Origin of the sequence: Ihubacter sp. rT4E-8 (assembly GCF_049852125.1) — a bacterium.
In the GTDB taxonomy this organism is placed as follows: Bacteria; Bacillota; Clostridia; order Peptostreptococcales; family Anaerovoracaceae; genus Senimuribacter.
Genome location: NZ_CP187532.1, coordinates 260765 through 282827, shown reverse-complemented (window position 1 = coordinate 282827; position 22063 = coordinate 260765). Strand labels below are relative to the sequence as shown.

At 44.8% G+C, this 22063-nt stretch carries 18 protein-coding genes and 1 pseudogene; 3 read left to right on the top strand and 16 right to left on the bottom strand.

Translation table 11 applies throughout. The features are described 5' to 3' along the window. The 10 genes and pseudogenes from cysS to ACPW7J_RS01255 form a co-directional block, all read right to left on the bottom strand. Entirely contained in the window at positions 1 to 1401 is a 1401-nt protein-coding gene (gene cysS / locus ACPW7J_RS01300; protein WP_425756036.1) for a cysteine--tRNA ligase, read from the bottom strand. After that, on the bottom strand, positions 1388 to 2056 hold the full coding sequence (gene cysE, locus ACPW7J_RS01295) for a serine O-acetyltransferase (RefSeq protein WP_161875346.1): 669 nt from the start codon (positions 2054 to 2056) through the stop codon (positions 1388 to 1390). The genes cysS and cysE overlap by 14 nt, the downstream gene beginning before the upstream one ends. A gap of 113 nt (positions 2057 to 2169) precedes the next feature. Next, on the bottom strand, positions 2170 to 2646 hold the full coding sequence (locus ACPW7J_RS01290; RefSeq protein WP_424960437.1) for a peptidylprolyl isomerase: 477 nt from the start codon (positions 2644 to 2646) through the stop codon (positions 2170 to 2172). Positions 2647 to 2656: 10 nt separating this feature from the next. Next, positions 2657 to 3118, bottom strand: a complete 462-nt coding sequence (locus ACPW7J_RS01285) for an NUDIX hydrolase (protein WP_161875344.1) — start codon at positions 3116 to 3118, stop codon at positions 2657 to 2659. Then, complete coding sequence (locus ACPW7J_RS01280) at positions 3109 to 3633, bottom strand: chromate transporter (protein WP_161875343.1); 525 nt, start codon at positions 3631 to 3633, stop codon at positions 3109 to 3111. The genes ACPW7J_RS01285 and ACPW7J_RS01280 overlap by 10 nt, the downstream gene beginning before the upstream one ends. Then, positions 3630 to 4208 carry a chromate transporter gene (locus tag ACPW7J_RS01275; protein WP_161875342.1) on the bottom strand — a complete coding sequence of 193 codons (579 nt, stop codon included), beginning with the start codon at positions 4206 to 4208 and terminating at the stop codon, positions 3630 to 3632. The genes ACPW7J_RS01280 and ACPW7J_RS01275 overlap by 4 nt, the downstream gene beginning before the upstream one ends. Positions 4209 to 4214: 6 nt before the next feature. Continuing rightward, positions 4215 to 5945, bottom strand: a complete 1731-nt coding sequence (locus ACPW7J_RS01270) for a proline--tRNA ligase (RefSeq protein ID WP_425756033.1) — start codon at positions 5943 to 5945, stop codon at positions 4215 to 4217. A gap of 26 nt (positions 5946 to 5971) precedes the next feature. After that, complete coding sequence (gene ispF / locus ACPW7J_RS01265) at positions 5972 to 6448, bottom strand: 2-C-methyl-D-erythritol 2,4-cyclodiphosphate synthase (protein ID WP_424960436.1); 477 nt, start codon at positions 6446 to 6448, stop codon at positions 5972 to 5974. A 51-nt stretch (positions 6449 to 6499) separates the two neighbouring features. Next, positions 6500 to 7054 (bottom strand): annotated as a pseudogene (locus ACPW7J_RS01260) (IspD/TarI family cytidylyltransferase); the annotation flags it as partial. Between the two features lie 59 nt (positions 7055 to 7113). After that, positions 7114 to 8238 carry a PIN domain-containing protein gene (locus tag ACPW7J_RS01255; protein WP_161875339.1) on the bottom strand — a complete coding sequence of 375 codons (1125 nt, stop codon included), beginning with the start codon at positions 8236 to 8238 and terminating at the stop codon, positions 7114 to 7116. Positions 8239 to 8626: 388 nt separating this feature from the next. Here ACPW7J_RS01255 and ACPW7J_RS01250 point away from each other — a divergent pair, with 388 nt between their 5' ends. Together ACPW7J_RS01250 and ACPW7J_RS01245 are read left to right on the top strand one after the other, a co-directional pair. Beyond that, the gene (locus tag ACPW7J_RS01250; RefSeq protein WP_425756031.1) at positions 8627 to 9304 is read left to right on the top strand and encodes a response regulator transcription factor; all 678 of its coding nucleotides are present in this window, start codon (positions 8627 to 8629) and stop codon (positions 9302 to 9304) included. Beyond that, entirely contained in the window at positions 9288 to 10769 is a 1482-nt protein-coding gene (locus ACPW7J_RS01245) for a HAMP domain-containing sensor histidine kinase (RefSeq protein WP_161875337.1), read from the top strand. The genes ACPW7J_RS01250 and ACPW7J_RS01245 overlap by 17 nt, the downstream gene beginning before the upstream one ends. A gap of 86 nt (positions 10770 to 10855) precedes the next feature. Here the strand turns inward: ACPW7J_RS01245 and radA are convergent, their stop codons facing one another. From radA to asnS, 4 genes are all read right to left on the bottom strand, one after another. Next, positions 10856 to 12238, bottom strand: coding sequence for a DNA repair protein RadA (radA, locus tag ACPW7J_RS01240; RefSeq protein WP_425756029.1), 1383 nt, complete (start codon positions 12236 to 12238; stop codon positions 10856 to 10858). A 208-nt stretch (positions 12239 to 12446) separates the two neighbouring features. Then, entirely contained in the window at positions 12447 to 14405 is a 1959-nt protein-coding gene (locus tag ACPW7J_RS01235; RefSeq protein WP_425756027.1) for an elongation factor G, read from the bottom strand. Between the two features lie 282 nt (positions 14406 to 14687). Then, on the bottom strand, positions 14688 to 15896 hold the full coding sequence (locus ACPW7J_RS01230) for a DUF2130 domain-containing protein (protein WP_425756025.1): 1209 nt from the start codon (positions 15894 to 15896) through the stop codon (positions 14688 to 14690). A gap of 157 nt (positions 15897 to 16053) precedes the next feature. Beyond that, complete coding sequence (gene asnS, locus ACPW7J_RS01225; RefSeq protein WP_425756023.1) at positions 16054 to 17448, bottom strand: asparagine--tRNA ligase; 1395 nt, start codon at positions 17446 to 17448, stop codon at positions 16054 to 16056. Between the two features lie 910 nt (positions 17449 to 18358). On the opposite strand from asnS, the gene thrH reads away from it, so the two are divergent. Then, on the top strand, positions 18359 to 18961 hold the full coding sequence (gene thrH, locus ACPW7J_RS01220) for a bifunctional phosphoserine phosphatase/homoserine phosphotransferase ThrH (RefSeq protein WP_161875332.1): 603 nt from the start codon (positions 18359 to 18361) through the stop codon (positions 18959 to 18961). A 536-nt stretch (positions 18962 to 19497) separates the two neighbouring features. On the opposite strand, the gene lysS is transcribed toward thrH, so the two are convergent. Beyond that, complete coding sequence (gene lysS / locus ACPW7J_RS01215; RefSeq protein ID WP_424960430.1) at positions 19498 to 21498, bottom strand: lysine--tRNA ligase; 2001 nt, start codon at positions 21496 to 21498, stop codon at positions 19498 to 19500. 18 nt (positions 21499 to 21516) lie between these two features. Beyond that, entirely contained in the window at positions 21517 to 21996 is a 480-nt protein-coding gene (greA, locus tag ACPW7J_RS01210; RefSeq protein WP_161875330.1) for a transcription elongation factor GreA, read from the bottom strand. Positions 21997 to 22063 lie beyond the last annotated feature (67 nt).

The following is a 22063-nucleotide window of genomic DNA, read 5'->3' as shown; positions in this document are numbered from 1 at the left end:
TTACTCCTTGATGATCTGCACACCCTGCGGGGTATCCTTCAAAGTAATGCCCTTTTCCTTCAAAATATCTCTGATTTCATCCGCCCTGGCAAAATTCTTTGACTTTCTGGCTTCCTGCCTTTCATCTACCAGCTTCTGGATTTCATCATCGATCTCATTATCATTCTTGCCCTGCAGCAATCCCAACACATCAGCAAATTCCATCAAGGTTTCTAAAGAAGCCTTCGCAAAGGCTTTTGTCGCTCCGTCCTTCACCGCTGTATTAGCAGTAGTAATCAATTCAAATACAGCGCTGATAGCATCAGCCGTGTTCAAATCGTCGTCCATAGCCTTCTTAAATTCTTCTCTATATTTTTCATATGCGTTAAAAGCATCCTTTTCCTCGCCGGTCATATCTCCGTCAGAACCCGATTCCGCTAAATAAGCCAAATTCTCCTTACAATTTTCCATTCTGGCGAGACCGTTTTTTGCCTGCTCCATCAAGGTGTCACTGAAATTGATCGGACTTCTGTAATGGCCTGACAGCAGGAAGAAGCGCATGACCTCCCCTTTGTAATCCTTCAAGATATCTCTGACTGTAAAGAAATTACCCTTGGATTTAGACATCTTCTCATTGTCTATCGTAATATAACCGTTGTGCATCCAATAATGAGCGAAAGGTACGCCATTGCAGCATTCCGACTGTGCGATCTCATTCTCATGATGCGGGAACTGCAGATCCTGACCGCCCGCATGTATATCGATCGTATCGCCCAAATGCTTTTTGCTCATCGCAGAGCATTCAATATGCCAGCCTGGTCGACCCATGCCCCACGGAGACTTCCACGCAATTTCATCGTCTGTTTTTCTTGCTTTCCACAGCGCAAAATCCAGCGGATCCTGTTTCACCTCGCCGACTGCAATTCTGGCGCCGGACTCTAAATCATCGATATTCTGTCCGGACAGCTTGCCATATCCGTCGAATTTTCTCGTGGAAAAATAAACGTCGCCGTCAGCCTCATAGGCAAATCCCTTATCGACCAAGGTCTGAACAAAAGCGATAATATCGTCGATGTGTTCAGATACCCTCGGGTGTACGTCAGCCTTTCTTACATTCAAAGCTGCCGCATCCTTATAGTATTCGCCGATATATTTCTCAGAAACCTCCGGCGCAGTAATGCCTTCTTCTCTGGCCCTGTTAATAATTTTATCATCCACATCCGTAAAGTTCTGAATAAATTTAACCTTATATCCACTGTATTCCATATATTTTCTCAACGTGTCAAATACAACGAAAGGTCTGGCGTTTCCAATGTGGAAGAAGTTATATACCGTAGGACCACAGACATAAATGGAAACTTCACCGTCTTTTATCGGTACGAATTCTTCTTTCTTTCTCGTCAGCGTGTTATATATCCTCATTTTCTTTCCCTTTCTGATCGCTTGTCAACTGATTGATTTTGTTTTCCAGCATAACAACCCTCCGGCGTAGGCACTCCAGCTCTGTTGCCACAGGGTCCGGCAAATCGACCTGATTCAAATCCTCTGTGCTTTCACCATACCGGCGAACAATCTTTCCCGGTATGCCCACAACTGTACATCCCGGCGGAATTTCATTGAGTACGATAGACCCGGATCCGATTTTTACATCATCTCCCACCTTAAACGGGCCCAAAACTCTGGCTCCGGAGCTGACGATCACTCTATTGCCTATGGTCGGATGACGTTTTCCCGTATCCTTACCCGTACCGCCCAGAGTAACTCCCTGATATAACGTGACATCGTCGCCGATTTCCGTAGTCTCACCGATGACAACAGCCATACCATGGTCGATAAAGCAGCGTCTGCCGATGGTTGCTCCCGGATGGATTTCAATTCCCGTAAAAAATCTGGTAGTCTGGGAAATAATTCTCGCTAAAAGCTTCAGATCATGCCGATACAGAAAATGTGCCGGCTTATGCCAGATTAGCGCCCATATGCCGGGATAGCAGAGAAGGACTTCCAAACTGTTTCTCGCAGCCGGGTCCTTCTTTAACACTGTCTGGATATCTTCATGAACGTCTTTAAAAAATGACATGGATTTCATTCATTCCTTTCTTAATTCTCCCAAACGGAGAACGCATAGGTTAGCCCAGAATATATACCCAGAAATCCCTCTTTTCACACAGGTTTGCGACTTCTTTTTCCAAGTTATTCTACTGTGATAGTTTTAATCTTTACCGGTTCCAGCGGTTTATCCATACCATCTCTTGGAACTGCCGCAATATCAAAAGCTACTTCCACACCCTCTGTAATCTTTCCAAAGGAAGCATACTGCCCATCCAGGTGCGGCGCGTCAGCCACCATGATAAAGAACTGAGAGCCTGCGGAATTAGGCATCATTGTCCTCGCCATGGACAAAACGCCTACTGTATGCGCCAAATCATTATCCCATCCGTTGGAGGTGAACTCTCCCTGAATGCAGTAGCCCGGACCGCCTGTTCCATTGCCCTGCGGGCAACCGCCCTGAATCATAAAGCCAGGAATTACTCTGTGGAAAGTCAATCCGTCATAGAAGCCCTCTTTCGCTAACTTCTCAAAGTTTTCCACAGTAATCGGCGCGATATCCTCATAGAGCTCGCCCTTCATTACACCGCCATTTTCCATCTCAATCGTTACTTTTTTCATCATATTCTCCTTATTCGTTATATCTCAGTTTATAATAAGTCATACCATTTTGTTCTTCCTTCAGGATATCCCATATCTCATCGTTAAAGAATTTCGGATACACGTGTTCCAACATCCCAATCTCCTCACGGGACAGAAACCTCACCTCTTTTAGAACCTGCTTATCCGATGCCAGCTCCGGATCACTGCCCAACATTAAATTACCGCCCCTGATACTGCCGACCATATAATTGACGAACCGCTGTCCCCTTTCCGGGGATACCTCCTCAACATGCCAGGCCACGCCTATTACCTCGATATCAAGCCCGGTTTCTTCCTTCGCTTCTCTCACTGCGGCCTCGATGGAATTCTCCCCATCCTCAATACCGCCTCCCGGCACCATCCACAGATCTCTGCCTTCATGATGCTGCCTGACCATCAAAATCTTTCCTTCCTCATTCGGTATAATGACTCTTACACCGCCTACCCACATAATATCGCTCCTATCACACCCGAAACAATCACGATAATGATCGGGCTTACTTTAAATTTGCCCGCCAAAATTATCGTACCCAAAGCAATACATACCGTCACAGGATTCGGCGCCGCAAAAGCGCTCTGTCCCATGAATACCACAGCCGCCGCAATCAACCCGCAAGTTACCGGTCTAATACCGGCAAAAGCGCCGTCCACTGCCCGGCTTTCTTTAAATTTACTGATAAAGAAGTAAACAACCGTTACCAATATGAAGGAAGGTAAAGCTACGCCTACCGTGGCGGCCAACGCACCCGCATAGCCTGCACAATTATATCCTACATAAGTTGCCGCGTTTACAGCCATAGGTCCAGGCGTTACTTGGGATATGGCGACAAGATTAGAAAATTCATCAGCAGACATCAGTCCAAACTGCTTTGCGCCTTGATAAATCATCGGCAGCATCGCCATTCCGCCTCCAAAGCCAAATAATCCAATCTTTGCAAATACAAGAAACAGCTGCAGGTAAATCATACGGATTCACCTCCGTTTCCAGATTTTCTGGCTTTCCATCCACTATAAAGAAGACCGACGCCAATACCCGCTACAATCGCCCATACAGCATTGATCTGAAAATAGGCGATTGCCACAAATGCGGCGATAGCCAATACCCACTGAAAGCCTCCTTTCAGCACTTGCTTTCCTACCTTATATGCCGAATATGCAATCAATCCTGTAGCAGCTGCCTTGATGCCAGTCAAAGCGCCCAACACATAGCGATTGTCACCAAATCCGTGAAGCAATTTAACAACCAGAATAATAATGACAAAGCTGGGCAGCATAACGCCTATTGTAGCGGCCAACGCTCCTGCAAGGCCTTTTTTCTTCTGACCAATATAGGTAGCCATGTTGATTGCCACCACACCGGGAAGTCCCTGACTCACAGCAATACAATCTACTGTTTCTTCCTCAGTCATCCAACCCATCTTATCGACTACGATATTTTGGATCAAAGGAATCATAGCCATACCTCCGCCGATGGTAAACAAGCCCAGCTTAAAAAAGTTCCAGAACAGCTGCAACAGCAGATTGTCCTTCATACACTTCATATCTGTTTATCTCTCCCGATTCACAATCTCGATCGCTCTTTCAATTGCTTCGCTAATCGTAATTTCTTCTTTGTCGGCGTCTCTTCTCAGCTTATATTCCACCTTGCCTTCGCCTGCCAGCTTACCAACAGTGACACGCACCGGAATACCCAATAAATCTGCATCCTTAAACTTAACGCCCGGCCGTTCTTTTCTATCGTCCAACAGAACTTCCACCCCAGCCTTCTGAAGCGCCTGATAGATGTTTTCAGCAACTTCCGCCTGCACCTCGTCATCCGGCTTTACCAAAGTAATTATTACATGGTAAGGCGCTACTGACATCGGCCATATGATACCGTTATCATCGTGATGCTGCTCTACTACAGCGGCCAGCGTTCTGGTCACACCAATACCATAGCATCCCATGACGATAGGCTGCTCCTTCTGGTGTTCGTCCACATACATAGCTCCCATGGACTCAGAATATTTAGTGCCGAGTTTAAATACCTGTCCTACCTCGATACCTCTGGCATGCTTCACCGGCGCGCCGCAGACCGGACAGGCATCGCCTTCCTGCAAAATCTTTAAATCCGTTATAATGTCACCCTCATAATCTCTGCCGTAGTTGACATTGATCATATGATGATTTTCCTTATTAGCGCCTGCACAAAGATTCTTCAGGCCTACCAGTTCGCTGTCCACCACAACCTTACAGTCGTGAAGTCCGCACGGTCCGGTAAAACCGCCTACGCACCCAGTCGCCTGGCCAATCTTCTCCTCATCAGCAAACTCGATAGCATGTTCCGGAATTTGCAGCGCGTTAACCAGCTTGATCATATTCAGCTCTCTGTCGCCTCTTATGAAAGCAGCAACATATCCGTCTTCCTTACCTTCGCTGTCATAGGTAACAAACAGCAAGGCTTTTATCGTCTGCGTCTTTTCCAAATGCAGAAAATCGGCTACTTCTTCTATTGTCTTGGTTCCAGGCGTATAGACTTCCTCTTTCGGAAGCATTTCTACATCGGCCTGCGCCAGCGCGTCTACACATTCCGCTCTCTCCGTAGTAGCCGCCATATCGCAAGCTGTGCAATATGCGATTTCACTCTCACCAACTTCGGAAAGCGCAGTGAATTCGTGAGAATTGCTGCCCCCAATGGCGCCTGTATCAGCTTCAACCGGCCGGAAGGTCAATCCGCATCTGGTAAAAATCCGGTCGTATGCGTCATACATCGTCTTATAGCTTTCATCCAAGCCCTCATAATCCTTATCGAAAGAATAAGCGTCCTTCATGATGAATTCTCTGCTTCTCATCAGTCCAAAACGAGGTCTGGCTTCATCTCTGTACTTGGTTTGAATCTGATACAAATTCATCGGCAGCTGCCTGTAAGAGGATATATCGTTTCTAACAACGTCGGTAAAAATCTCCTCATGTGTTGGTCCCAGACAAAAATCTCTGCCGTTTCTGTCTTTCAGTCTCCAGAGCTCAGGTCCGTATGCGTACCATCTTCCGGACTCCTGCCAAAGTTCGGCAGGCTGTACAGCCGACATGTGAATTTCCTGCGCGCCTGTTGCGTCCATCTCCTGTCTGACGATATCCTCAATCTTACGGACAGAGCGCCAGCCAAGCGGCATAAAACCATATACCCCTGATACCAGTTTACGGATCATACCTGTACGAAGCAGTAAGATATGACTTGGAATCTCCGCTTCATTAGGAACTTCCCGAAGGGTTTTAATATGCATTTTTGATAATTTCATTTTTTGTTCGTTCTCCTTATCTATAACTATCTATTTAGTATGCACACCGCCTGGGCTGCTATGCCCTCACCTCGGCCACAAAAACCCAGATGTTCTGTAGTGGTGGCTTTTATACTGATTCTTTCTACTTCTACTTGCAGTATCTCTGACAATTTTTCTCGCATGGCGCCGATATATGGCGCCAGCTTGGGTCGCTGGCATACCACGGTAACATCAGCATTTCCCAGGGAATAGCCTTCTTCAGCCAACCGTTCTTTTACATCTTCAAGAAGAAGCAAACTGGATATTCCTCTATATGCCTCGTCGCTGTCAGGAAACATCTTGCCTATATCTCCCAACGCCGCGGCCCCCAGCATGGCATCCATCAAAGCATGAATCAATACGTCGGCGTCAGAATGTCCCTCCAGTCCCTTTTCATACGGTATCTCTACGCCGCCCAAAATCAACTTGCGGTCTTCCTTTAGCCGGTGTACGTCATATCCAGTTCCAATTCGCTGTTCCATTGGTAAATCCTCCGGCAGTGTAATCTTAATATTTGCGGCTTCGCCCTCTACAAGAGCCGGCCTGTGACCAATCCGCTCCGCCAGACCCGCGTCATCAGTGCCTAAATATCCATCCGCGGCCGCCTGCCTGTAAGCCTTGCGAATAACTTTCCAAATAAAACCCTGCGGCGTCTGAACGCAATAAAGCTGAGAACGGTTCAATGTGCCGTCCTCCTGATGGCGTATCGTATCCCTTGGCGGCACACAAGGCACTGCCGCGCCGTATTCCGCGGCAGCCCTGGCGATGGATTCGATCAATGCTTCTGACGCATACGGGCGAACACCGTCATGCACTAACACCAAATCATCTTCCGCAGGCGCGAGAGCCTCAATAGCCGCTAACGCATTTTCTATGGAATTCTGCCGGGCCGGACCCCCTTTGATCAAAAAAAGGCCGCCCTCGGACAACTGCCGGGCAAAAAGCTTTCGGCAATCGTCAATATTTTCCTCCGGCACTGTAACATAAACGGCATCGACAATAGGCGATGTCATGAAACGGCTCACTGCAGTCTCCAGGATGGTGCGGCCGCCAATTTTGAGAAATTGCTTAGGTAACGGAGCTCCCATACGCCTTCCGGCTCCGGCAGCCCCAATAATCGCATATACATGTTGTTGCTTCAGCATGATTATTTCTTCAGCCTTCCAAATATCATTCTGCCCGCTGATGTCTGCAATACGCTGGTTACGTTAATATCACACGTTTTGCCGATCATCTTACGGCCATCCTCTACAACGATCATCGTGCCGTCGTCTAAATAAGCGATGGCCTGAGCATTATCCTTTCCCTGCTTAACCAGATGAACCGTCATTTTCTCACCAGGAATAACTACCGGCTTCAACGTGTTCGCCAGCTCATTGATGTTGAGCACCCCTACGCCGTTTATGGCGGCGACCTTATTTAAATTAAAGTCATTGGTGACTACCTTGCCGTTCATTAATTGCGCGAGCTTTAACAATTTCACATCCACTTCCGGGATCTCTCTCAGAGACTTCTCGTTATCAGTGTTGTAAATCTCAATACCGTAATCGTCCTGAATTTTATTCAGAATATCCAGTCCCCGGCGTCCTCTGGTTCTTTTCATAGAGTCTGAAGAATCCGCTATATGACGCAATTCCACCAAAACAAACTCCGGAATAACGATAGGTCCTTCTAAAAATCCGGTTTTCATGATCTCTGCAATTCTCCCGTCAATGATAACGCTGGTATCGAAAATCTTTGGTACGCCTTCGTTCTTTTTCTTTGATCTGCTGAACAGAGACTCCTGGGTTTGCTGCTGCATAGCCTGCCTGCGGCTGGCAACCAACAGTCCAATCATTTCCTTACCCTTTTTGTTGGCTACGACTACACCCAGATATCCCATAATCATATATGTGATAATGGTAATCACCGTATATAAATACTGGTTTCTGATTGTAGCGTAAATCTGTGTCAACAGCAAGGCGATAATCAAACCGATGATCAGGCCGACAACCCCTGTCAAAAGATCGTTAGCCGATACCCCTCGTAAGTCATCCTCTATATTGTCAGCAACCTTGACACTTTGCCTTTTGATAAACGGTGTCAATCTGAAAAAAACAAGACCGAAGATAATTGCGAAAACAAGACCTGCTGCAAGCTGTTCAATCTGGCTGAAATCACTCGGGTTCATAACCCCACTCTTTTCCATCCAAAAATTGAGCAGTTCGAAGGCCCCATAACCTAAGATTGCACCTAAAATCGTGAACAGTATACGGAATAATTTTTTAAACATGTTATCCTCCTTTCTTTTCTGATCAAGGTAGACGGTCTCTGCGAAAACGAAGGGGAGTAAGCGTGAATGCCGCCTTCTTTTTCCACAAAACCCAGCGAGGCAATTTTTGTGACATTTCACAAATTTCTTTCAGAAATCCTGCTAAGACCCCACTATAATCTACATAATCAGTATAGTTCAAATCTCTCCTGCGGTCAAGGGGATAACGAGCACTTTGGTAAAGTATCACAATGCCTACACCTTTTTTTCACAAAGGTTTTACGCCTCCCCCTTTTCCTAACACTATAAATGTGTTAAAATGATGCTGTATCAACAGAAAACACAATATGTCTCACTGGATAAATTAACAGATCAGACGAGTTTTGATCATTGATAAAGGAGGATTTCCATGTATAAACTGCTTGTAGTCGACGATGAACCGAAAATTCGCGAGGTCATCAAAGAGTATGCAGAATTTAACGGTTATGAGGTCACTGAAGCCGCCGACGGCATGAGCGCTGTAGGTCTCTGCAAGCTCAACGAATATGATCTGGTCATTCTGGACATCATGATGCCAAAGCTGGATGGCTTTTCAGCTTGTAAAGAAATCAAGAAGATTCAGGATGTACCTATTATCATGCTGTCTGCCAGAGGCGAAGAATACGATAAGCTATTTGGCTTTGAACTGGGTATCGACGATTATATTGTCAAACCGTTCAGTCCAAAGGAACTCATGGCCAGAGTCAACGTTATTTTGGCACGCAGGAACTCTTCTGCCCATAATAAAAGTGATGTGCTGAAATTCAACGGATTAGAAATCAACATTGCCGCCAGAACAGTAACTGTAGACGGCAAACGTGTAGAGCTGACCCCGAAGGAATACGAATTATTATTCTATCTGATCGAAAACAGAAACATTGCACTTTCCAGAGACAAGCTACTTTCGGATATCTGGGGTTATGACTTCTTCGGCGATGACAGAACCATTGATACACACATCAAAAATCTCAGAAATAATCTGGGACCTTACCGCGACTATATCGTGACACTCAGAGGGGTAGGTTACAAATTTGAATTTGAAGACTAAATTTGATTTTCGCAGCATCCGTTTTAAGCTATGGATCTATTTCATCGGCTTTGCCCTGCTGCTGATCAGTCTGATTTGGTTTCTGCAGATCTACTTTCTTAATAACTACTATAAAGAAATGAAGACCGCGGAAACTACTAAACTGGCGGATCAGCTGATTACAGCATACAAGACGGACGATCAGGACGCAGAACAATTCCTTGAAACGCTCAGCGAAATGATCGAAGCCAACGATGACGTTTATATTCGGGTTCAGGTTGGCTCCCATACTCTTTATTCACCTGAATACGAAGGGCACAGTGCGCTCTACCGGTACAGCCTTCAAATCAGTCAGCTGCAAACAGCGTTGGAAAAGCAATTGGAACACAGCAGCCTCAACCGCGTATCCCAGGTATTCAGCGCAAATAACAGCGACGATTTAAAAATATTGGCATTTGCCTGTTATCTCGGAGAACCGATCTCTGATTTTTTCAAAGGATCGCAGTCTAACAATCCGATTCTGTATATCTTTACTCCGCTGTATCCGATTAAATCAACGGTCAGCATTCTCCGGGAACAGCTCGCTTATATTACCATCATCGCATCCTTGTTGGCTTTGGCTCTGGCGTTATATCTGGCCAGCAGAATTTCCAAGCCGATCAAGGATATCACCTACTCGGCCACCGAGATGGGAAGGGGCAATTACGGCATCAAGTTCAAAGGCGGTCATTATTCAGAAATCAGGGAATTGGCTGACACTCTGACTAACGCGTCCAGAGAACTGGAAAAGACAGATATGTATCAAAAGGATCTGATTGCCAATGTGTCTCATGATTTACGCACTCCTCTGACCATGATCAAATCCTACGCCGAAATGATCCGTGATCTATCCGGCGATATTCCGGAAAAGAGAGAATCTCATCTGCAGGTCATCATCGATGAAACAGATCGTCTGAATACTCTGGTCAACGATATGTTAAACATGTCCAGAATGCAATCCCGAAAAATTGAACTGGAACGTGCAAATTTCGATATTAGAGCCACCGCTCAATCTCTGCTGGCTTCCTACGATATTCTGACAGAGCAGGAGGGATATACTATTCGCTTCAACGCATCGTCACCGATCATCGTTAACGGTGATGAAACGAGAATCAAGCAGGTTCTGTCCAATCTGATCAACAATGCTGTAAAATATTGCGGTGAAGACAAAGTTATCATAATCAATTTGAAGAAAAGCGGAAAGAAAATGCGCTGCGAAGTCATCGACCATGGCGCCGGTATCGCTCCGGATGAAGTCAACCATGTATGGGAACGGTACTATAAGTCCAGCACGCACCATGTGCGTCCAACGGATGGTAGCGGTCTGGGTCTGTCCATCGTCAAAGAAATCCTGACCATGCACAAAGCCAATTACGGCGTCATCAGCAAAATCGGCAAAGGCAGCAACTTTTGGTTTGAGATGGACGTAGTAAAGATAAAGAAGTAAAAAACAAAGAACCGGCGGCCCAATGAAATGAACCCCCGGTTCTTTTCTCATCTCTCATCTTATATCACTATTTAAATGGATCTCGTCTATTCTCCTCTGTAAGCTTCTATCGCATCATAAAGGTTTTTTGCGCCAACGATACGGCACATCCCTCCTGTTGCTTTTGGATCTATTTTATCTGCATTTTTTCTCGGTAAAATAATTTGCTCGTAACCCATACGAGCTGCTTCCATTACAATCTTCTCCGCATTCTGCACAGAGCGTAGCTCTCCCGTCAATCCTACCTCGCCTATGGCAATGGTTCGTTTCGCACTGGTGATACTACGAATTGAAGAATATACTGCCAACGCCACGCCTAAATCAATAGACGTACTGTCGGGACGCATGCCGCCGACAACGTTAACATAAACGTCCTGATTGATCATCGTAATACCGACCTTCTTTTCTAAAACGGCCAGAATCATATTAAGGCGCTGATAATCAACCCCCACTGAGGTTCTTCTGGCAAATCCCACATTAGCGGGAGCTGTCAATGCCTGCACCTCAAAGAGCACCGGTCTGCTTCCTTCATAAACAGCGGTGATAACAGAACCCTCCGCGCTGGCCTCTGTACTCTCTAAAAATGTACCTGAGAGATTCCGAATCTCCCTTAAACCTCCCTCCTCCATCTGAAAAGCGCCAATCTCGCTGGTTGTCCCAAAACGATTTTTATATGCCCTGAGGATTCTTAAATCGTGATCTCTTTCCCCTGTGAAGTTGAGCACACAGTCCACCAAATGCTCTACAATCTTCGGACCTGCCAGTTCACCGTTTTTCGTCACATGCGCCACGATAAACACAGGAATATCTCCGGTTTTGCCCAGCTTCATCAACTGATTTCCCACATCACGCACCTGAGACACACTGCCCGGAACTGAATCTAATGTCTGCGTATACATAGTCTGTATCGAGTCAATAACCAGAAACTTAGGTTTTAAGTTCTCACAGGCAGCAACAATCTGTTCCATATTTGTTTCCGCCAGAATATATAGATTAGCGCTAAGTTGTCCGCAAACCCTGTCCGCCCGCATTTTGATCTGTTCTTCTGATTCCTCCCCTGAAACATAGAGAACGGTACCCAGACTTTCCGCCAGGTTTGCCGCTGCCTGTATAATCATAGTAGATTTACCGATGCCCGGCTCGCCGGAAATCAAAGTCAAAGATCCCCTGACCAATCCGCCGCCCAAAACACGATTAAGCTCGCCAATGCCGGTATCAATCCGCTGATATTCTCCAGCCGCTCCTACTTCCTTTAATCTCGACGGTTTTGATCCGGATGAGGTTCTTCTGCGAGTGTCACTGACAGGCGCATCGATTATCTTCTCCTCTACCATAGAATTCCATGCACCGCAAATACACTGTCCAACCCACTTAGCGCTTTCATGCCCACACTCCTGGCATACAAATACAGTTTTATTTTTCTTTGCCATACGCAGCAACATCCCTTCTTGCAAACATTTGTTCTTTTTTATATTATAGCAAACTGATCCCAATTTGTCTATGGATTTTTAAAAAATTTAAATTCTGGACAGGCAGGCTTTCAACGGACTACGTTAAAGTTGTGGAAAAACAAAATAAAAGGGACGGCGCCCTGACAACCTTCGTTCGTCATAGCATCCGTCCCCAAATAAACTCAATTTATTTATCCTGTTCTGCCTGATGTTCCGCAATAATCTTGTCAGCAAGCTGTTTTGGAACTTCTTCATATCTTTCAAATCTCAGTTCGAAAGAGCCTCTACCCTGGGTCATTGAACGCAAGCCCAATGCATAATCGAATAACTCAGCCTGAGGCGCTTCTGCCAATAGCTTCTGTCCGCCGTTTGTCATCGGCTCCATACCGAGAATCTTTCCTCTTCTCTTGTTCATGTCGCCCATAACGTCACCCATATAATCATCCGGTACATGAATTTCCAGACGCATGATCGGTTCAAGCAGGCAAGGCTTTGCCTCAACAATACCCTTCTTGAACGCCAGAGAAGCCGCGATCTTAAACGATACTTCATTGGAGTCTACATCATGATAGGATCCATCATATAAAACAGCCTTGACATTTACTACCTTGCATCCCGCCAGAGGACCCTTCTGCATACTTTCCAGAAGTCCCTTTTCTACAGCCGGTACGTAGTTCTTTGGAATAGATCCGCCAAACAGTTCTTCGGAGAACTCGAACTCCTGCTCAGAAGGTGAGAATCTAATATGAACGTCACCATACTGTCCCGCGCCGCCGGACTGTTTTTTATGCTTGCCCTGTACGTCGGAATTACCCTTAATCGTCTCTCTATAAGCGATCTTCTGCGGTACAACCTTTACGCTGACGCCGAATCTATCCTTTAATTTCGCCATGATGATGCCCAGCTGGATATCTCCCTGACCGCCGAGAAGTGTCTGATGCGTCTCAGCATTTCTCTCTACAACAAAGGAAGGATCTTCCTCTCTCAATCTGGCAAGTCCTGTACCCATCTTTTCTTCGTCTCCCTTGTCCACTGCTTCGATAGCAATGAAGTAAGTCGGAGACGGGTAATCCAGCGGCAAATATCTGATAACGTCGCTCTTATCACAAAGGGTATCACCCGAAACAGTGTACTGCAATTTAGCAACAGCAACGATGTCTCCAGCCTCTGCGTAGTTCAGCTCTAACTGCTCCTTACCTCTCAGGAAAAACAGCTTGCCAAGCTTCTCAGCTTTTCCCGCTCTTTCATTATAAACTTCTGTGCCGGAGTTAATTTTACCTGTAACAACCTTCATGACGGAAATCTTTCCGACAAATGGGTCGACGATCGTCTTAAACACGAATGCGGACATTGGCGCATCTGTGACTGACATTCTTTCAACCGGCTCGTTGCTGTCATTGAATCCAGCATAAGCTCCATGCTGCAACGGTGTTGGAACATAAGTCAAAAGCAAGTCCAAAAGGCCCTCGATGCCCTGTCCCAGCTGGAACGCGGAGGAGCATACTGGAACGATAACGCCCTCAGAAATACCCTTAACCAAACCGTTTTTAATTTCTTCATCGGAGAAATCGTCACCGTTAAAGTATTTTTCCATCAGCGCATCGTCAGCCATAGCGATGGCTTCCTTCAGTTCCTCATCGATCTCTGCGGAAAGCGGCCAGCTAAACGGAATCAGCGTATCTCCAAATTTCGCTTTCAGCTCGTCAAAGGTTTTATAAAAATCAAATTCGTCCTTATCTCTCTTATTGATAACGATAAATCTCGGCGTCTTGTATCTTTCACAGCTGTTCCATGCCGCTTCAGTACCAACCTGGATACCTGCGCCTGCGTCTACCAAAATTACCGCAGCCTCTGCAGCTCTCAGCGCGGCGTTTACTTCGCCGACAAAATCGAAATATCCCGGCGTATCTATAAAATTAATCTTGCTGCCCTTCCACTCGATAGGAACAACAGATGTATTGATCGAATATCCTTTTTCAATTTCCATTTTATCATAGTCAGAGACAGTATTTCCGTCTTCAACCTTACCCAATTTCTTGATTACTCCTGTCGCGAGCAATGCAGATTCCAAAAATGTGGTCTTACCGCACCCTCCATGTCCAAGTAAAGCAACGTTCCTAATAGTTTCGCTCGTATAGCCTTTCATTAAATAAGACCTCCTACATTAAATTTGCGCCGTAGTCTTCTGCGCTACTGTCCTCATTATATCAAAAAAAGCCTGGCCGCACAATGTGTTTTTGAATAGTTCGACTATTTGTTACAGCTTTTCTCTTTATTCTGCATTTACCAACGCTTAAAACCGTTGGCATGTTCACCAAATTAAAGCGTCATTGCAATCAAAATCTTCTGTACGAATGGACGGCCATTTCATCCTCATACTGACTACCGATGGTCAAAAGCAATGCCTTATCTAAAATCTCCTTTTTCATTAATCTTCTTCTTTTAGCTTCGCAAACTTTTCTGCCATGGTGGGATTCCCTCGAGTTAATCGTTTTATCGTCAATTCCTCCGCTTTATTGTTAGCTAATCTCAGATTATTTTCAGAGGATAGCAAGGCAGCCTTTGTCTTCTGCAGATGATCAATGGTCTTATCAATTTCTTCAATAGCCTTCTGAAATTTTTCACTGGCGATCCGATAGTTCCGCGCGAACTTTTCCTTGAATTCGTTCATATCATCTTCAAAGTGCGAGATATCGATATTTTGGTTCTTTATCACTGCCAGTTCCTGCCGGTATTCCAGGGAATTCAAAGCGGCGTTTCTCAAAATAGTAATCATAGGAATGAAAAACTGCGGCCGGATCACATACATTTTAGGATAGCGATATGACATGTCCACGATGCCCGTATTATAAAGCTCACTGTCTGCTTCCAGCAGAGAAACCAACACCGCGTACTCACAATTCTTTTCTCTGCGGTCTTTGTCCAGTTCCTTCAGAAAATCTTCGTTTTTCTTCTTCGTCGCAGTCTGATCCATCTCATTTTTCATTTCAAACATAATAGAAATAAACTCAGTGCCATCAGGATCTGCTTCCCGATAAATGTAATCGCCCTTACTGCCTGTACGTGCATCGTTATCTTTTTCAAAATAGGCGTTCTGAAAAGCCGCCGGACGCAGCTTGTTAAATTCAATTTCACAGTGCTGCTCCAAACTTTCTCCAACCATCTTAGTTGATTGACGAGCTTTAAAATCTTTGTAATAAGCGATTTCCTCATCCTTCGCTTTTAATCTCTCCTCATATGTTTCTTTCAGAGACTGCGCCTTCAGCTGCAGTTCCTTCTCGCCGCTTTTCAATTCTCCCTCTAGCCTGCTGATCTGCAACTCCTTCTCAGCCAGTTCCTTTTCCTTTTCTGCTACGGCTTTCATAACTGCCAGCTCCCCATCCTGTCCGGCAACATCTATTTTCACCTGCAGTGAAGATAATTCTCGTTCCTTTTCCAGCAATTCGGCACGATACGCCTTTTCTATTTTTGCAACAGCAAGATTTACAGCGTTTTTCTTTTCTGCCGCAAACCGCACTTCTCTCTGATCAATTTCCTTTGTAAACTCTTTATCCCTAACCTGTTTGACAATGGCAGCATAGCCGGACTCATCTACTTTGAACACTTCTCCACACTTTGGACATTTGATTTCTTCCATTATTCTTACCGTCCCCTTCACAAATCACTTCTTTGCTTATTTACCTTCACATTATACATCATTTTGTAATCAAAGTCTATGCGTCCTGACAAAGCGCGATAAAACGAAATTAGCCCCCGCGTAAAGCAGGGGCTAACAATTCCTCGTATACTATAAATTAAAACTCTGCTGTCTTCGGCGTTCTCGGGAACGGCAGCACATCTCTGATATTTCCCATACCGGTCAGATACATAATCATTCTCTCGAATCCTAATCCGTAGCCAGCATGCTTTACACCGCCGTACTTACGCAGATCGAGATACCACCAGTAATCCTTTTCATCCAAACCCAGCTCTGCCATTCTCGTAGTCAATACGTCAAGACGTTCTTCTCTCTGGCTGCCGCCAATGATTTCTCCAACACCCGGTACCAGCAGATCGCAGGCTGCAACGGTTTTTCCATCATCATTGAGACGCATATAGAAGGCTTTAATATCTTTCGGGTAGTCCGTTACAAAGATAGGCTTTTTGAACACTTCCTCTGTCAAATACCTCTCATGCTCTGTCTGCAGGTCGATACCCCACTCAACCGGGTACTCAAATTCCTTTCCAGACTTCTTCAACAGTTCTACAGCTTCCGTATATGTCACACGACCAAAGTCTGCATTTACAATATTGTCCAATCTCTCCAGAAGGCCTTTGTCAATAAACTGGTTAAAGAACGCCATCTCCTCAGGCGCATGCTTCAGCACATAATTGATGATATATTTCACCATAGCCTCCGCCAGATCCATATTATCTCCCAAATCAGCAAAAGCGATCTCCGGCTCGATCATCCAGAATTCAGAAGCATGTCTTGTAGTGTTAGAATTCTCGGCTCTGAAAGTCGGTCCAAAGGTATATACATTTCTAAAAGCCATAGCAAAGGTTTCGGCTTCCAGTTGTCCGCTTACGGTCAGACTGGTTTCCTTACCAAAAAAGTCCTGACTGTAATCAATTTTACCGTCTTCCGTCTTTGGCAAATTATCCATATCCAATGTGGTAATACGGAACATTTCACCTGCGCCTTCACAGTCGCTGCCCGTAATGATCGGAGTATGCGCATAGACAAAATCCTGTTCCTGGAAGAACTTATGCACAGCATAAGCTACCAGAGAACGTACTCTGAATACTGCAGAGAAGGTGTTGCTTCTCGGTCTGAGATGCGCGATCTCTCTGAGGAATTCCATGGAATGTCTCTTTTTCTGAAGTGGGTAATCGGAATCAGAGTTCGCCTCCATGACTATTTCCTCGGCTTTGATTTCAAACGGCTGCTTCGCTTCCGGCGTCAAAACCAAAGTTCCTCTCACCATCCACGCGGACGCGATAGGCGCTTTAGCGACTTCGTCAAAGTTCGCAATCCTGTCAGCTTCGTACACAATCTGTACAGACTTGAAAAAAGTACCGTCATTCAATTCTATAAACCCAAACTTATTGGAGCTTCTATTCGTTCTGATCCATCCTCTGACAACGATTTCTTTGTCAACATAGCTGGCTGTGTTTCTATGAAGCTCTCTAAGCTGTATGTCTTTCATTTCACTTTCCCTTCCTTCATAATATATATATATTTTCAGTGTTTCTCACTCTATCTTTCCCAATTTTGGAAAAGAACATGCTTAGAATTATGATACCACGGACAAGACTCCAATTCAAGAGAAAAACGGAGGTTAACACGACAAAACTGTAGAGCTACAATTGATGTGACACCTTTCCCATAGAAAAAGGCGATAGAATCTGTTAGAATGTTAATCACCACAAAAACATATCTGAAACGAACCCTATCGCAGCAACCCGAATCTCAGAATAAAATTATAGAAGCCGACGCGCAGCTTTTCATCATCTTTTTGTTGTATGTTGCGTTAGTCCATGAAAAAACGCAGGCTTTTGAGATCTTTTTGTTGGTTGTTGCGTGACCTGTTCAATTATATCTCAGATTCTGTTGCATTTTACCGTATTTTATCAAAAAAGAGTATAACATCCTGTATATTTTCTTCATTCGTGCAACATCCTGAAAAAAAGCAGCCAAAAAGCTGCGTTTTTTAGTGGATGTGCGCAACTTACCTCCAAAAACAAGCAAATACCTGCGCGCCTCATGTCTATCCTATCTATCGTAGGCAGCTCACGGCGCAAAGTTCTATTTTTCATGCTTTTGTCATGCCGCCATTAATACCGCAAACGCGTAAAACCTTGACAGAACGCCCAAATCCAAACAGCAGCTGCCAAATTCCCCAAAAAAGTTTCCGCAACCCCCTTTCCTTTATTTTTTCTTTCTTCTATACAAGGTAATGTGCTTATGGTATAATGTCTACACACGGCGATTGGCAAGCTAAAAGCGCAGACAAAGCTTAGTGCTTATGGTATAATGTCTACACACGGCGGAAGCTCTAGCCCGCTGATCGCCGGCAGATCATATTTTATCAACAACAAATGAACGGAGGAAAAATTATGTACATAACATGTTTGGATATGGAAGGAGTTCTAGTCCCTGAAATTTGGATCGCTTTTGCTGAGGCCAGCGGTATTCCCGAATTAAAGAAAACGACTCGCGATGAGCCGAATTACGACAAACTGATGAACTACCGGCTTGATATTCTCAGAGAGCACGGTCTGGGGCTCGCCGAAATCCAGGAGACCATCGCTAAAATCGATCCTCTGCCAGGGGCAAAAGAATTTTTAGACGAGCTGCGTACCTTCAGTCAGGTCATCATTATCAGCGATACCTTTACTCAATTCGCCATGCCGCTTATGAAAAAGCTCAACTGGCCAACTCTTTTCTGTAATGAACTCGTAGTTTCCAAAGATGGCGAAGTCACAGATTTCAAAATGCGCGTAGAACAATCTAAGCTCAGCACTGTCAAAGCCCTTCAATCTGTAGGATTTGAAACTATCGCGGCAGGCGACAGCTTCAATGACCTCGGCATGATCAAAGCCAGCAAAGCAGGCTTCCTGTTCAAAAGCACCGAACAGATCAAGGCAGATAATCCAGACATTCCAGCCTTCGAAACCTTTGAAGAACTGATGGCTGGCATTAAGGCCGCCATGGAATAAATTAGTATTACGAAAGAAATTACAGAAGGATTACTCACGTATAGCAATTACAAAATTTCTTTTTTAGACAGTATGATGTATTGGCAAAGAGAAAATAATCTTCCTCAAAGCAGCAAAATACACCATTTTGAAATAATAAAAGCAAAAGAAACGGAGAAATACTATAAATATATTCAAATTCTCCAATATTATATATTGAGGAAAAGATTAGGCAAGGTCTTACTTCAAAAGAATACTGTACCTGTATAGTATAAGAGTAATATTCTGCGTCTATTATCAAGATCTTTTCGCCGTACTGAAGCATTATGCCACCCTGCATAATTGGCAGCATATCTCTCATCATCTAATATGAACTTCTCATACGTTGTTCATCGAGAAAATTCATCAACTTTGTCGAACCCGCTGAGTTGGTTTGCAGTAGTCCCTTTATTACAAGATAACAAATAGAGATCAGCTTATTCCAAAAAAGGGCAATCCCATGCAGGACTGCCCTTTTTAAATGAAGTACATCTCGTTTACCGGCAAAACAGTACGGCTTAATAGAGCTTCGCACCTGCCGGAATGCGGTTATTAACCATTAAAAGATTGAGCCCTTCGTGATCATCCTCTTCGTGTACTGCTGAAATCAGCATACCTTCAGAGTCAATGCCCATCATCTTTCTCGGTGGTAGATTTACGATAGCGATACAAGTCTTTCCTACCAATTCTTCCGGTTCATAATACTCGTGAATACCGCTTAAAATCACACGGTCTTTGCGTTCACCGTCATCCAATGTAAACTTGAGAAGTTTCTTGGACTTTGGTACTGCTTCACAAGCTAAAATCTTCACTGCACGGAAATCAGATTTTGAGAATGTGTCGAAATCAACCATTTCTTCAAAGATTGGCTCAATCCTTACATTGGAGAAATCAATCTTTTCCAGTTCTGCTTCTACATTTTTTTTAGAAGCCAGGGCGGCAGTCTTTTCGCTCACATCATTTCCCGCATCTGCATCCTTCAAAGGTTTCATGGTAGGGAACAAGATAATATCTCTGATGCTAGGCGCGTCTGTAATCAGCATGATTACTCTATCGATACCTATGCCCAGTCCTCCGGTCGGCGGCAATCCCACCTCCAGAGCGTTAACAAAATCCATATCCATAGGATGCGCTTCATCATCTTCACCAGTATCCAATTGATGCTGCTGCTCTACAAATCTTTCGTATTGATCGATTGGATCGTTTAACTCAGAGAATGCGTTGCAGACCTCCCATCCGTTAATATAGCCTTCGAACCTTCTGGTAATGCGCGGATCAGACGGATCTCTCTTTGCCAGCGGTGAAATTTCAACCGGGTGGCCAATAACAAATACAGGTCCGTCTAGGAATCCCGGAACGTCCTCGCAAAATTCTTCAAACATCTCAGCAATGATCTTGCCACGCGTCCAATCCTTCGCTTCGTCAGCATCCAGACCATATTTGATAGCAGCTTCCCTTGCTTCCTCATCAGAATCAATCTTATGGAAGTCGATGCCTGTTATTTCTTTGACCGCATCGGTCATGTCCAATCTTCTCCAAGGCGGCGTTACATCGAACTCCTTACCCTGATACGTGATGATCGGCGTACCGTTGGTCGCCATAGCCGCCTTATAAATAACCTGCTCCGTGATGTCCATTACGCTTTCCATATTGCCATATGCCATGTAGCATTCCATGGAAGTAAATTCAGGGTTGTGGTTTCTGTCCATACCTTCGTTTCTGAACATCTTACCCATTTCATAAACCCGATCCAAACCGCCAACAATAAGCCGCTTCAAATACAACTCGTTGGAGATACGCAGCTTCATGTCGATATCCAGCGTATTGTGATGGGTGTTAAACGGTCTGGCGTTAGCGCCGCCGGCGATAGTCGTCAAAATTGGCGTATCCACTTCCAGGAAGCCATAGTCTTCTTCCAGAACTCTTTTGATCTCGTGAACAATCTTCGCCCTCTTATAGAACATGTCTCTGACTTCCGGATTTACGATCAGATCTACATATCTCTGTCTGTATCGGATATCCGTATCCTTCAGGCCATGCCATTTGTTCGGCAGCACCTGAAGCGATTTGGACAGTAAAACCAGCTTCTGTACCTGAATGGAAATTTCGCCGGCCTTAGTCTTGAAGATCGTTCCCTCAACGCCGATAATATCACCGATATCATAGGTTTTAAACCAATCGTATTCTTCCTTTCCAATGTCGTCTCTCTTTACAACACACTGGATTCTTCCCTGCTTATCCTGAATGTCGACAAAAGCCATCTTGCCCATTCTTCTGAAAGCCATGATTCTGCCGGCGCAGGATACCTCCTGATCCTCCATAGCCTCAAAATTATCCTTAATATCCATACTATGCGCAGTCACATCCCAGGTCTCCTGTAAAAACGGATTCCTTCCGGCCTCCTGCAGCTTCTTTAGCTTTTCCCTTCTGATCAACCTCTGTTCATTCAGCTTTTCCTCAGAAATTTCCTCATTGTCGATCTCAGGGTTCACATTCACATTGTTATCTTGTGTACTCATATCTATCTCATCCTCGTCTTACTTTGTAATTTCTTCAATTCTATAGTGCAAGGTCCCATCAGGAACTACGATCTCCGCAACCTCGCCGATCGCTTTACCCAATAACCCTTTGCCCACCAAGGACTCATTAGAGATTTTGGCAGGTGCAGCAAACGGGTCCGCCTCAGTTGAACCGACAATAACAAACTGCATCTTCTCACCAGAAGACTCATCCTTAACCGTAACGGTCAAACCAACGTTGACATGATCTCCAGAAACCTCATCCTCGTTGATGATTTTCGCGTTTCTCATCATCGTCTCCAGTTTATGGATTCTTTCCTCAAGCTCAGCCTGCTCGTTTTTGGCCGCATCGTACTCCGCGTTCTCAGAAAGGTCACCATAAGAGATGGCTTCCTTCAGTCTCTCAGAAACTTCCTTTCTTCTGACGGATACCAGTTCATCTCTCTCGGCTTCCAGTTTATCATAACCCTCCTGGGTTAGAAGTATTTCTTCTGACATGTCTTAATCTCCTTTCAGGTAATGCCAATTCGCAATATTATACTCTATACGTTTGCTTTTGTCAACG